The sequence below is a fragment of the Flavobacterium johnsoniae genome, assembly GCF_001879205.1.
In the GTDB taxonomy this organism is placed as follows: Bacteria; Bacteroidota; Bacteroidia; order Flavobacteriales; family Flavobacteriaceae; genus Flavobacterium; species Flavobacterium johnsoniae_A.
This window is the reverse complement of record NZ_MLFK01000005.1, coordinates 696848-708960: the sequence shown is the minus strand read 5'-3', so window position 1 is coordinate 708960 and position 12113 is coordinate 696848. Positions and strand designations below refer to the sequence as shown.

Here is a 12113-nt window from a genome sequence, read left to right as displayed (position 1 = left end):
AAGTTTAAGCATTAGGAAAAAAAGCCTAAAGCTTAAAGCCTAAAGCTTAAAGCAATAATGAAGCAATACTTAGATTTAGTAAAACACGTTTTAGAAAACGGCTGTCAAAAAGGAGACCGAACTGGAACCGGAACCAAAAGTGTTTTTGGTTATCAAATGCGTTTTGATTTAAGTGAAGGTTTTCCAATGGTTACAACCAAAAAACTACATTTAAAATCCATTATTTACGAATTGCTTTGGTTTTTAAAAGGTGACACAAACGTAAAATATCTTCAGGAAAACGGAGTTAAAATCTGGGATGAATGGGCAGATTCTAATGGCGATTTAGGGCCGGTTTACGGGCATCAGTGGAGAAACTGGAACAGCGAAGAAATCGATCAGATTTCTGAATTAATCACAGAATTAAAAACGAATCCAAACAGCCGAAGAATGCTGGTTTCGGCATGGAATCCTTCGGTTTTGCCAGACACTAAAAAATCTTTTGAAGAAAATGTAGCCAATAATAAAGCGGCATTGCCTCCGTGCCATGCGTTTTTTCAATTTTATGTAGCAAGTCCAGATTTAGAAAAAGGAGAAACAAAAGGAAAATTATCCTGTCAATTGTACCAAAGAAGCGCCGATATATTTTTAGGAGTTCCTTTCAACATTGCATCTTATGCATTGCTCACCATGATGATTGCGCAAGTCTGTGATTTAGAACCAGGCGAATTCATTCACACTTTTGGTGATGCTCACATTTACAATAATCATTTTGAGCAATTGGAACTGCAATTAACACGCGAACCAAAACCATTACCAAAAATGATTTTAAATCCGGAGATTAAAAACATTTTTGATTTTGATTTTAATGACTTTACACTTTTAGACTACGATCCGCATCCTGCAATAAAAGGAAGTGTTGCAGTATAATTATAAAAAAATCCGCTTGAAATTATTTAAGCGGATTTTTTTATACAACTAATACACCATTTTCACTTCCGGCATAATCGTTCCATTTGTAAAAATCGGCTTCAGGGTCGTTAACATAAATACCGTCGATTACGTATTTAAATTCGTAAATCGCGTCTTTAACCAAATCATAAGTAGCTTTAAATGTTCCGTTTTTCAACTTGCTTAAAGCTCCTTCAGCTGCATCCCAGTTATTAAAATCTCCAACAACCGCTGCCGAATCAGCATCTTTGGCATCAATAGAAAATGTAACCTTAACCACTGGTTTCGTTTTAATAAATTGTTTCTTTAAAGACATAACTATTTAGTTTTTAGATTTATACCTCCTAAATTAAGTAAATTCCGTTAAACATTAGCTGCAGTCATAATCGATTTGCGATTATAGAAAAAACAGTTTGTTTTTTTAATAGAATCCATAATTTAAGGCCTCTAAAATTTTGTATTTCAAATTGAAAAGCCTTTTTGTAACAAATATTCTATACCCAAAATATTGTCTTTCAAAAATAAATTTTAACTTTATAATCTCATTTTTATCTTATGGAAAAAGAAGTGCACGAACAATATGAGTATGCCAGAAGACGATTAAGACAAAAAAAGGTTTTATATCTTCATTTTGTTCTTTTCCTGCTTGGAAGTTTATTTTTATTTATTGCCAATAGATTTTTTGGTTTTGGAGAAGGAACAACTCAAAACTGGTGTGTCTGGGGTATTACTATCTGGCTCTTTATTTTTATTTTACATTTCATAAAAGTGTACATAACAGACCGTTTTATGAATAAAAAATGGGAAAGAGAACAAATTGACAGACTTGTTGCGTTACAGCAAAAAAGAATAAGCCAATTAGAATCGAAAATAAACGAAGATACTGAGAATAAAATTTAGTTACAGCATACCATGATTATAATGATAGCGGCTGTTGCCGAAAACAATGCCCTGGGAAAAAACAATGAATTAGTATGGCACCTGCCAAATGATTTCAAAAGATTTAAATCCCTTACCACCAATCATCATATTATAATGGGGAGAAAAACTTTTGAAAGTTTTCCAAAGCCCTTACCAAACCGAACACATATTGTAATAACACGCCAAAAAGATTACAATCCGGAAGGATGTATTGTTGTAGACAGTATTGAAAAAGCTATTGCAGCCTGTCCAGAAAATGAAGATTCTTACATTATTGGCGGCGGCGAGATCTATAGTTTAGGTCTGCCGTATGCAGATATAATTGAACTTACTAAGGTACATCATACTTTTGATGCAGATGCTTTTTTTCCAAAATTCAGCAAAAGCGAATGGCAATTAGTCGAGTCCGAAGAAAATTTTAAAGATGAAAAGCATCTTTATGATTATACTTATGAAACTTACATTCGAAAATAAACAAAAAAAAACATCCTCTTTTGAAGGATGTTTTTTAAAATCGATTGATTTATCTTGACTCGCTCAAGAAATAGTTTTTGTAAAAATCACAAATGCCAAAGAAGCATTTGAAATAACTGAATAACATTAATGTTAAATTGAGACGAATCTCAAAAGACGCCTTTAATAACAAATACCACTAAGATATTAAAGGCAAGAAAATTAAAATTTCCAAAAACAAATTTAATCCTAAGAACGTACTTCGCACTTTTTAAAATAGTATTCCCCCAAGAACAACACTTTAAAAACTACTTACTTGAACAAATAATTGCCAGTGCAAAAAAAGCAACATTTGATTAAGTCAATTTGAATCTATCAACCTTTTAAAGTTTTTATCATTTTTTACTTCAACAAAGTTGTGCATAAAATCCCCATCACACAATACCCACTTTTAGTGATTTTTTTAAAATACCCACTTTTGGTGATGCCGAAAAAAAGCATCAACAGCTGATTTTGCTTGCTGCTTCAAAACATTTAATGACAATTTAAAAAACTCAATTACAGTTAATCTATATTGTTTATATTTGCGTAAATTATAATAATGTCTGAAAAAATAACCCCATATAAAGACTCTTCTTTAGGTAAAAAAGAGCAGGTTGCCCAAATGTTTGATAACATTTCTGGCAACTATGATAACTTGAATCGCGTGATTTCATTTGGTATTGATACTAAATGGAGAAAAAAAGTATTGAAAATAGTTTCTGATTCTAAACCTAAAATTATCCTTGATATTGCTACCGGTACAGGTGACCTTGCTATTCTAATGGCTCAAACAAAAGCTGAAAAAATAATTGGGCTTGATATTTCGGCTGGAATGCTTGAAGTTGGAAAAAAGAAAGTAGACGAAAAGAAACTATCGAATGTTATTGATTTAGTTTTGGGTGATTCTGAAAATATTCCTTTTGAAGACAATTACTTTGATGCCATTACGGTTGGTTTTGGAGTTCGAAACTTTGAAAATTTAGAAAAAGGTTTCGCTGAAATTTTACGCGTTTTAAAACCAAACGGAGTTTTCGTAATTCTGGAAACTTCTGTTCCGGATAAAACACCATATAAACAAGGATATAAATTTTACAGCAAAAATATACTTCCGGTTATTGGAAAATTGTTTTCAAAAGACAATTCAGCATACGGATATTTATCTGAATCTGCAGCTGCATTTCCTTATGGAGAAGCCTTAAACAATATTTTAAGAAAAACTGGGTTTATAGATGTTGTAGCAATGCCGCAAACTTTTGGTGTAGCAACCATTTATTCAGCATCTAAAAAATAGTATGAGAAAAATTGTAATCGTCATTTTATTATTAGTCTTAACGACAAAGGGATATTCTCAATTTGCTAAAAGCATGTTTAGCAAAGATCCTATTATAAACCTTGAAAACTGGCAGAAACAGCGCCTTTATTTTGGTTATTATTTAGGTTTTAACAGCTTCGACTTTAAATTCGATTACAAAACTCCTGTACAGGAAGATATTCAGGTAAAAAAAACAACCGGATTTAATGTTGGTGTTGTGGCTGATTTAAGACTGCAAGAGTACATTAATTTACGTTTTGAACCTGGTTTGTATTACACAAAACGTGATTTATATTTTCCGGGAGTTGGGAGCTTAGAAAAAGATTATTTAAGAGAAGTAAACAGTACTTATATTCACTTCCCTTTACTATTGAAATTTTCAGCACTGCGCACCGGAAACATTCGTCCGTATTTAGTTGGCGGTATGTCGACGACTTTAAATTTATCAAGTAATTCAAAATCTTCAGATGATAACTTCGAAGGAAAATTCAGGGTAAAACAATGGACAGCAGCCTATGAATTAGGTTTTGGAATTGATTTCTTTACAGAGTATTTTATTTTCTCACCTTCTGTAAGAGGAATGTTCGGTATTACTGATGAATTAATTCGCGATAAACCTATAAACGGCCCAAGTCCATGGACAGACAATATTGATTCTATGAAATCCAGAGCGATTTTAATAAATTTCACATTTCATTAAAACAAAATCTTAACTATTTCGTTTAAATTCACTAAGAATAATTGCTGTTGCTGTAGCTACATTTAAACTTTCGGTTTTTTGCAGCTCTCCAAATCTTGGAATTGTGAGTCGGCTGGTAACTGTTTTTTCAATTTCTGCCGAAATACCATTGGCTTCATTACCCATAATAATGATTCCGTTTTGAGGCAGATTAGATTGATAGATATTATCTCCGTCCATAAATGTTCCAAAAACAGGAAGTTTTGTCTGACTTATAAAAGCTTTAAGATCAGCATAATTTACGTTTACTCTGGCAATCGATCCCATTGTAGCCTGAACTACTTTTGGATTATAAATATCGACTGTTTCTTTAGAACACACTATTTGTCTGATGCCAAACCAGTCGCAAAGACGCATTATTGTTCCTAAATTTCCGGGATCGCGAATATCGTCTAAAGCCAGAATTAAGCCAGAATTAATAATTTGATTTTCAACAGGCATTTTAAAAACCGCCAGACAAGAATTTGGAGTTGTTAAAGCACTTATTTTTTTAAGTTCTTGTTCATTAATAAGAGTTCGTTTTGAAGATTGAACTTCTTCAAAATCATTTAACGTGGTGTATAAATGTTCTAATTCAAAATTGGATTGCAGCAATTCCTGAATTACTTTTACCCCCTCGGCAAAGAATAATTGATTTGCAAAACGCTGCTTTTTTTGATGTAAACCTGATATAAGCTTTATTTGGTTTTTACTAACCATAAAATAATGTACTTTTGAATTAAATATTAAAAAACACTTGAAAAATAATTCCACAAAAATAATAGCATTTATCCTAATAGCAATACTTATTTGCGCCTGTAATGCTGTAAAAAGAGTTCCGGATGGAAAAAACCTTCTTGTAAAAAATAATATTCTTGTAAATGGAAAGCCTACAAACGACGAAAACGCCTCCAACCAAATGTATCAAAAACCAAATGGTACACTTTTGGGCTACAAGCTTCGATTGAATTTATACAATCTGGCTAACTTAAATCCTGACTCAACTTATCAGGCAAAGTTTAAAAACCACCCTGGTTTATATGAGCGTCAGGCTAAATTTTTATCTGCAAAACAAGTAGACAGACTTGGACAGTCATTTTTATACAAAGGAATTCATGAATTCTTAAAAAGCACCGGAGAACCACCGGTAATAATCGACACATCAAAAACCAAAAAATCATTACTGCGTTTAAAATTCTACTATTTTAATAATGGATATTTTAATGTATCAACTGATTATACAATTGACAGCATCGCAAGAAAAAAAGCTCAGATAAATTACAATATTACAACCGGACCAGCTTATACGCTTGATACTATTAAAACCAAAATATCAACTCCTGCCCTTGATTCATTATATACAACAAACAATGAGCCGTCTTTTTTAAAATCAGGAAATCAATATAAAACTTCTGATTTTGAGGAAGAAAAAAACCGTTTGACTACTTATTTTAGAAACCACGGAGCCTATTTCTTCCAGCCGACTTATGTAACTTTTGACATTGATACCATTGGCAAAAAAAACAAGGCTGACGTAACTTTAATCATCAACAACAACAATATACAAGAAAGAGATTCCAGCAGAACAGAACCTTTTAAACTATACACTATCAGCGATGTAAACATTTACACTGATTATTCTCCAGCAAATGCAAAAAACAAAATCAGCGATAGTACAACATACAACAATTTCAATTTATACAGTTATAAAAAATTAAAATACAAGCCTCGCGCTATTACAGATGCGATTTTCATCAACAAGGGAAGTACTTTTTCGGATACGAGAACTACGCTTTCGTCTCGTTATTTAAACAATCTTAAAATCTTCAATTATCCTTCTATACAATACGAAGTAGACAAACGCGACTCGACTGCACAGTCTTTAATTGCTAATGTCTATTTAACACCACGAAAAAAATATAGTTTTGGAGCAACTTTGGATGTAACTCACTCTAATATTCAGGATTTTGGAATCGGGGCCAGTATTTCAGAAACCATTCGTAATGTTTTTAACAGAGCTGAAACATTAGAAATTTCAGCACGTGCTAATATTGGTTCGTCTAAGGACATGGCAAACCCTAACGACAACTTTTTTAACGTTTCGGAATATGGACTTGATTTAAAATTAAACTTCCCGAGAATTTTAATGCCATTTGGAACAGAGAAAATTATCCCTAAAAGAATGATTCCTTCCACAGCAATAGCGGCCGGTTTTTCAAAACAGCAAAATATTGGTTTGGATAAAGAAAACTTCACAGGAGGAATCTCTTATAACTGGTCTCCAAAAAGACACAATACTGTAAAATTTGATTTATTTAATGCTCAATATGTTCGAAATTTAAATCCGAATAATTATTTTAATGTTTATACATCTTCGTATAACGAATTAAACAATATTGCCAATACGTATAATGTTGATCCTTCAAATCTTGACAGCGACAATAATTTAACAATTCCTGACGGAGCTAACAATTTTACAAAAGAAGTATTAACAGGACAAACCGCTTTAACTCCGGGAACAGCAGAATACAAAGACGTAGAAAGTATTGAAGAAAGAAGGGTACGTTTAACTGAAAACGATTTTATATTAGCCTCAAGCTATACATTTACCAAAACCACTAAAAAAGATTTGGCCGATAATACCTTTTATCAGTTTAAAACAAAAATAGAATCAGCAGGAACTTTATTATCCGCTATTTCAAGCCTTTCAAATTTGCAAAAAAATGCAAACGGCAGTTATGAGATTTTTAATTTAGCTTATGCAGAATACATAAAAGGCGAATTTGATTATATCAAACATTGGGACTTTGGAAAAGAAAAAGTATTAGCCGTAAGAAGCTTTTTTGGAATCGCAATTCCATTTGGAAACTCAAATTACATTCCGTTTTCGCGAAGTTATTATTCTGGAGGATCGAATGACAACAGAGCGTGGCAGCCCTATTCACTTGGTCCAGGAAGCACAAATGCTTTAAACGATTTTAACGAGGCAAATATGAAAATTGCCCTTAGTGCCGAATTTCGTTTTAAAATCTTTGGGGATGTTAAAGGAGCTTTCTTTGCAGATGCCGGAAATATCTGGAATGTGCTCGATAATGTGATTGACGATAAGGCAAAATTCAACAACTTAAACGATTTAGATGAAATTGCTTTGGGTTCAGGATTTGGATTACGATACGATTTAAGCTTTTTTGTTATTCGTTTAGATTTAGGCTTCAAGACCTATAATCCGGCGCATCCAGAGGGAGACCGATGGTTTAAAGAATACAATTTTGGTCACTCGGTTTTAAATTTTGGGATAAATTATCCATTCTAATGCTAATTAATTCTTATTTTTGCAACCTAAAAACTAAAAACAACTATAAAAAAAATTACAATGGCACACAACATTAAACCGGGAGTAGCTACAGGAGATCAGGTTCAGGAGATTTTTAATTATGCGAAAGAAAAAGGATTTGCATTACCAGCAGTAAACGTTACTGGTTCTAGCACAATCAATGGAGTACTTGAAACTGCAGCAAAACTAAACGCGCCAGTTATTATTCAATTTTCAAACGGAGGAGCACAATTTAACGCTGGAAAAGGTTTATCTAACGCAGGCGAAAAAGCAGCAATCGCTGGTGGTATCGCTGGAGCAAAACACATCCACACATTAGCAGAAGCTTACGGTGCAACCGTAATTTTACATACTGACCACTGCGCAAAAAAATTATTGCCTTGGATTGATGGTTTATTAGATGCTTCTGAAAAACATTTTGCAGAAACAGGAAAACCATTATTTAGTTCTCACATGATCGATTTGTCTGAGGAGCCAATCGAAGAGAACATTGAAATCTGTAAAGAATATTTGGCTAGAATGAGTAAAATGGGAATGACATTAGAAATCGAACTTGGTATTACAGGTGGAGAAGAAGATGGCGTTGACAACTCAGACGTAGACAGCTCAAAATTATATACGCAGCCAGAAGAAGTAGCTTATGCTTACGAAGAATTATCTAAAGTAAGTCCTAAATTTACAATTGCTGCTGCTTTTGGAAACGTTCACGGTGTTTACAAACCAGGAAACGTAAAATTAACTCCAAAAATCTTAAAAAATTCTCAGGATTTCGTTCAAAACAAATTCAACACGGGCCACAACCCAGTAGATTTCGTTTTCCACGGAGGTTCAGGTTCTACACTTGAAGAAATCAGAGAAGGAATCAGCTACGGAGTTATCAAAATGAATATCGATACTGATTTACAGTTTGCATACACTGAAGGAATTCGTGATTATATGGTTAAAAACCTTGACTATTTGAAATCACAAATTGGTAACCCTGAAGGTGCTGATGCTCCAAACAAAAAATATTATGACCCAAGAAGATGGGTTCGTGAAAGCGAAGTAACATTCAACGCAAGACTTGAACAAGCTTTTGCAGATTTAAACAACGTTAACACGTTATAAAAAAGTATTCAGTTTACAGTTTTGAGTATTCAGTCTCTGAGTACTTAAAACTGAATACCACTGGACACTGAAATTTTTTATTACTGAACACTGAATACTAAAAAAATGGCTTGGTTTAAAAGACAAGAAAAAGGGATTACGACCGCGACAGAAGACAAGATGGACGTTCCGAAAGGATTGTGGTACAAATCTCCTACTGGAAAAATTATTGATGCAGACGAATTAGCGAGAAACTTATTTGTTAGCCCTGAAGATGATTTTCACGTTCGAATTGGAAGCGCAACCTATTTTGAAATTTTATTCGACAACAACGAATTTGTTGAGTTAGATAAAAACATGACATCAAAAGATCCTCTGCATTTTGTGGATACAAAAAAATATGCAGAACGATTAAAAGATGTAATGGAAAAAACTCATCTTAAAGACGCTGTACGTACGGGAGTAGGAAAATCTAAAGGAAAAGAACTTGTAATCTGCTGCATGGATTTCGCCTTTATTGGTGGTTCTATGGGAGCGGTTGTAGGCGAAAAAATCGCAAGAGGTATTGATCACGCGATCAAAAACAAACTTCCTTTTGTAATGATTTCTAAGTCTGGTGGAGCTCGTATGATGGAAGCTGCTTATTCTTTAATGCAATTAGCAAAAACGTCTGTAAAACTAGCTCAATTAGCTGAAGCTAAATTACCTTATATTTCTCTTTGTACAGACCCAACAACGGGTGGAACAACTGCATCTTACGCAATGTTAGGAGATATCAACATCTCTGAGCCGGGTGCTTTGATTGGTTTTGCTGGTCCGCGTGTTGTTCGTGACACTACAGGAAAAGATTTACCAGAAGGTTTCCAAACTGCTGAGTTTCTTTTAGAACACGGTTTCTTAGACTTTATCACGCCAAGAAAAGAATTAAAAGATAAGATCAACTTATATATCGATTTGATTCAGAATAATACAATTAGATAGTTTTTGAACTTCTAAAACATATAAAATCCCATTTGCTTCGGCTTATGGGATTTTTTTTTATTTCTCATTAGAATAAACTAAATCAGCCAGCTTTTTTCAAATCCTTTTTCAATTCTTTTTCAGCAATTTTAAAAGCCAACTTCTCACGCCAAACAGCATAACGTTCTCTAAAAACTATTTTTATAGCACTATCTACTGCTCCATGCATAAATAAACTCCAAACACTGGCCATTTTTCGGGTAATGGATGAATCCCAGGCGCGAAGACTTAGAGAAAAAGAACCATCAATATAACGCATCCAGTGCCACATTCCAGTGGGCATAAATAAAGTATCTCCGTGTTCCAGAAAAACTTCATAACCTTCTACACCTTTTAAAGCAGGAAATTTTTCGAAATCAGGATTAGCAACATCGTAATCTTCTAAGGCATAAGTTGTATTTGGAACACAGTAAAGTCTTTTTTTCCATTTATTATCAAATAGTATAATATGTTTTCGCCCTCCAAAATGAGTATGAAAAAGATGAGGCAAATCAATATCATAATGCAAAAATGTAACAGCCTGCGAGCCTCCAAAAAACATAGCAGGCATGCTTTCTATAAAACCACCCATTAATTCTTTGGGGATTTTTACATCGTTAATTAACTCAGGTCTGTGTTTAAAAAGATTAAAGAAGAAAATACGTAATTGTGTGGGTTCTCTTTTTATCAAATCAAGGTAGTCGCCAAACTTCATACTGGCAATAGAAGCATTAATTATTTTTGCAGGATCTGCTTTAGAATTATCAACTAACTTTACTTCAATATCTCCCGCAATCTGCTTAAAATAATCAGTAGACCATTTTTCTCTTGCAGGCCAGTCTTTTGTTAATCCTTTTATAATTAGAGGTTTTCTTTTATCTAAATAATTCTTTTTAAAATCATCTCTAGAAATAGATTCAACAGTATCAACGGTTTTTAGGATAAAGCTCATTTCTTTATTGATTTAAGTTAAATTGCATACTTGCCAAAATACTTAACTATTTCTAGTCATTGAACCATCACATAAAATAACTGCCTTTTACATTCCGGTACGGATTGCTTCAACAGGATCTAGATTTGCGGCCGAAATTGCAGGCAGAATTCCTGAAATTAATCCGATAAGTGCCGCTAAACCAGTTCCTAAGAGTATATTTCCCATACTCAAAACAAACTCAAAGTCAAGCACTTTCGTTAAAACTAAAGCAATTCCCCAAACCATTAACAATCCAATTATCCCTCCAATTACAGACAGAATTATGGCTTCAAACAAAAACTGAAACAAAATAAATCGGTTTTTAGCCCCTAATGATTTTTGAATCCCAATTAAGTTGGTTCTTTCTTTAACCGAAACGAACATAATATTCGCAATTCCGAAACCTCCGACTAAAAGAGAAAATCCGCTGATAATCCATCCTACAACATTCATTTGACCTAAAATACCATCTATAAAATCAGTAAAACCTGAAAGTACATTTATAAAGAAATTATCCATTTCTCCCGCTTTCATTCCACGAATCGCCCTTAGTTTTTGCGCGACTTCCGCTTTGTAGGCGTCCATATCTACACCTTTTGTCGGTTTTAAAACAATAACCGGAGTCATAGCATCGCTGTCGCCATACATTCGACGTAAAAAATTTGCCGGCAGATAAACAGATGTATCGTTGCTGTCTCCAAAAAAACCAGCCCCTTGTTTTACAATTACACCAATTACAGTAAAGCGCTGGCCGTAAAGACGTATGTTTTTTCCTATTGGATCGCTCGACCCAAAAAGCCCTTCGGCAATATCATATCCTAAAACAATAACGGCGGTTCCTGAATTCGACTCAGATTCATTGTAGAATCTTCCTTTATCAAAACTCAATCCGTCAATATCGACCATTTCGAACGAAGACGGAACAATATTTACATCGGCAACAGTTTTCGAATCGTATTTTAAAGTTTCATGATTTACAAAAAGCTGGTAACCCACCTGATTGGTATTATTCATAGAGTTTTTTAAACCTATGTATTCATCATATTTTACATTTGGAAATTGTTCTCTTTTCCATTGCGGAATTTCAGACGGTCCAAAGCAGTATTTCATTAAATAAATCGTATTTTTATCTAAGCTGCTCAAATCTTTAGAAATCTTTTTATCTAAAGAATCAACAGCGGCGAGGACGGCAATGATTGAAAAAATACCAATTGTAACACCAAGCAGCGACAATAAAGTACGTAATTTATTATTTCGTAAAGCGTTTATGGCAAAGCTCAGACTTTCTTTTAATAATCTTAGATAAAGAAGCATATAATAGTATTTTTCAATAAAGTAAAATTCA

The 12113-nt window shown here is 33.6% G+C and carries 12 protein-coding genes; 8 read left to right on the top strand and 4 right to left on the bottom strand.

The features are described from left to right. Positions 1 to 57: 57 nt before the first annotated feature. Entirely contained in the window at positions 58 to 909 is an 852-nt protein-coding gene (locus BKM63_RS08365) for a thymidylate synthase (RefSeq protein ID WP_071636147.1), read from the top strand. A 40-nt stretch (positions 910 to 949) separates the two neighbouring features. Here the strand turns inward: BKM63_RS08365 and BKM63_RS08360 are convergent, their stop codons facing one another. After that, positions 950 to 1246: an isoamylase early set domain-containing protein gene (locus BKM63_RS08360; protein ID WP_071636146.1), complete on the bottom strand. Its 297-nt coding sequence runs from the start codon at positions 1244 to 1246 to the stop codon at positions 950 to 952. Positions 1247 to 1485: 239 nt separating this feature from the next. Between BKM63_RS08360 and BKM63_RS08355 the strand changes: the two genes are divergently transcribed. The 4 genes from BKM63_RS08355 (at position 1486) to BKM63_RS08340 (ending at position 4358) form a co-directional block, all read left to right on the top strand. Continuing rightward, a complete protein-coding gene (locus tag BKM63_RS08355) occupies positions 1486 to 1830 on the top strand; it encodes a 2TM domain-containing protein (RefSeq protein ID WP_071636145.1) in 345 nt (114 codons plus the stop codon). A gap of 12 nt (positions 1831 to 1842) precedes the next feature. Further along, the gene (locus tag BKM63_RS08350; protein ID WP_071636144.1) at positions 1843 to 2325 is read left to right on the top strand and encodes a dihydrofolate reductase; all 483 of its coding nucleotides are present in this window, start codon (positions 1843 to 1845) and stop codon (positions 2323 to 2325) included. A 580-nt stretch (positions 2326 to 2905) separates the two neighbouring features. Further along, the gene (ubiE, locus tag BKM63_RS08345; RefSeq protein ID WP_071636143.1) at positions 2906 to 3637 is read left to right on the top strand and encodes a bifunctional demethylmenaquinone methyltransferase/2-methoxy-6-polyprenyl-1,4-benzoquinol methylase UbiE; all 732 of its coding nucleotides are present in this window, start codon (positions 2906 to 2908) and stop codon (positions 3635 to 3637) included. A 1-nt stretch (position 3638) separates the two neighbouring features. After that, positions 3639 to 4358, top strand: coding sequence for a porin family protein (locus BKM63_RS08340; RefSeq protein WP_071636142.1), 720 nt, complete (start codon positions 3639 to 3641; stop codon positions 4356 to 4358). A gap of 9 nt (positions 4359 to 4367) precedes the next feature. On the opposite strand, the gene BKM63_RS08335 is transcribed toward BKM63_RS08340, so the two are convergent. Beyond that, a complete protein-coding gene (locus tag BKM63_RS08335; protein WP_071636141.1) occupies positions 4368 to 5096 on the bottom strand; it encodes a TrmH family RNA methyltransferase in 729 nt (242 codons plus the stop codon). Between the two features lie 37 nt (positions 5097 to 5133). Here BKM63_RS08335 and BKM63_RS08330 point away from each other — a divergent pair, with 37 nt between their 5' ends. The 3 genes from BKM63_RS08330 to accD all read left to right on the top strand — a co-directional run bounded on the left by BKM63_RS08330 (position 5134) and on the right by accD (position 9777). Further along, positions 5134 to 7689 carry a BamA/TamA family outer membrane protein gene (locus BKM63_RS08330; protein ID WP_071636140.1) on the top strand — a complete coding sequence of 852 codons (2556 nt, stop codon included), beginning with the start codon at positions 5134 to 5136 and terminating at the stop codon, positions 7687 to 7689. 60 nt (positions 7690 to 7749) lie between these two features. Beyond that, positions 7750 to 8817, top strand: coding sequence for a class II fructose-bisphosphate aldolase (gene fbaA / locus BKM63_RS08325; protein WP_035645669.1), 1068 nt, complete (start codon positions 7750 to 7752; stop codon positions 8815 to 8817). Positions 8818 to 8922: 105 nt separating this feature from the next. After that, the gene (gene accD / locus BKM63_RS08320; RefSeq protein ID WP_056190173.1) at positions 8923 to 9777 is read left to right on the top strand and encodes an acetyl-CoA carboxylase, carboxyltransferase subunit beta; all 855 of its coding nucleotides are present in this window, start codon (positions 8923 to 8925) and stop codon (positions 9775 to 9777) included. A gap of 82 nt (positions 9778 to 9859) precedes the next feature. Here the strand turns inward: accD and BKM63_RS08315 are convergent, their stop codons facing one another. Together BKM63_RS08315 and BKM63_RS08310 are read right to left on the bottom strand one after the other, a co-directional pair. Beyond that, positions 9860 to 10747 (bottom strand): cupin-like domain-containing protein, encoded by an 888-nt coding sequence (locus BKM63_RS08315; protein ID WP_071636139.1) that lies wholly within the window; start codon positions 10745 to 10747, stop codon positions 9860 to 9862. An 87-nt stretch (positions 10748 to 10834) separates the two neighbouring features. Next, on the bottom strand, positions 10835 to 12082 hold the full coding sequence (locus tag BKM63_RS08310) for an ABC transporter permease (protein WP_071636138.1): 1248 nt from the start codon (positions 12080 to 12082) through the stop codon (positions 10835 to 10837). Between the last annotated feature and the right edge of the window lie 31 nt (positions 12083 to 12113).

Excerpts from the sequence above, each read along its gene's own strand:
- BKM63_RS08350 (WP_071636144.1), top strand. The coding sequence starts at position 1,843 with ATGATTATAATGATAGCGGCTGTTGCCGAAAACAATGCCCTGGGAAAA.
- BKM63_RS08355 (WP_071636145.1), top strand. The coding sequence starts at position 1,486 with ATGGAAAAAGAAGTGCACGAACAATATGAGTATGCCAGAAGACGATTA.
- BKM63_RS08335 (WP_071636141.1), bottom strand. The coding sequence starts at position 5,096 with ATGGTTAGTAAAAACCAAATAAAGCTTATATCAGGTTTACATCAAAAA.
- BKM63_RS08365 (WP_071636147.1), top strand. The coding sequence starts at position 58 with ATGAAGCAATACTTAGATTTAGTAAAACACGTTTTAGAAAACGGCTGT.
- BKM63_RS08315 (WP_071636139.1), bottom strand. The coding sequence starts at position 10,747 with ATGAGCTTTATCCTAAAAACCGTTGATACTGTTGAATCTATTTCTAGA.
- BKM63_RS08310 (WP_071636138.1), bottom strand. The coding sequence starts at position 12,082 with ATGCTTCTTTATCTAAGATTATTAAAAGAAAGTCTGAGCTTTGCCATA.
- fbaA (WP_035645669.1), top strand. The coding sequence starts at position 7,750 with ATGGCACACAACATTAAACCGGGAGTAGCTACAGGAGATCAGGTTCAG.
- ubiE (WP_071636143.1), top strand. The coding sequence starts at position 2,906 with ATGTCTGAAAAAATAACCCCATATAAAGACTCTTCTTTAGGTAAAAAA.
- BKM63_RS08340 (WP_071636142.1), top strand. The coding sequence starts at position 3,639 with ATGAGAAAAATTGTAATCGTCATTTTATTATTAGTCTTAACGACAAAG.
- BKM63_RS08360 (WP_071636146.1), bottom strand. The coding sequence starts at position 1,246 with ATGTCTTTAAAGAAACAATTTATTAAAACGAAACCAGTGGTTAAGGTT.
- accD (WP_056190173.1), top strand. The coding sequence starts at position 8,923 with ATGGCTTGGTTTAAAAGACAAGAAAAAGGGATTACGACCGCGACAGAA.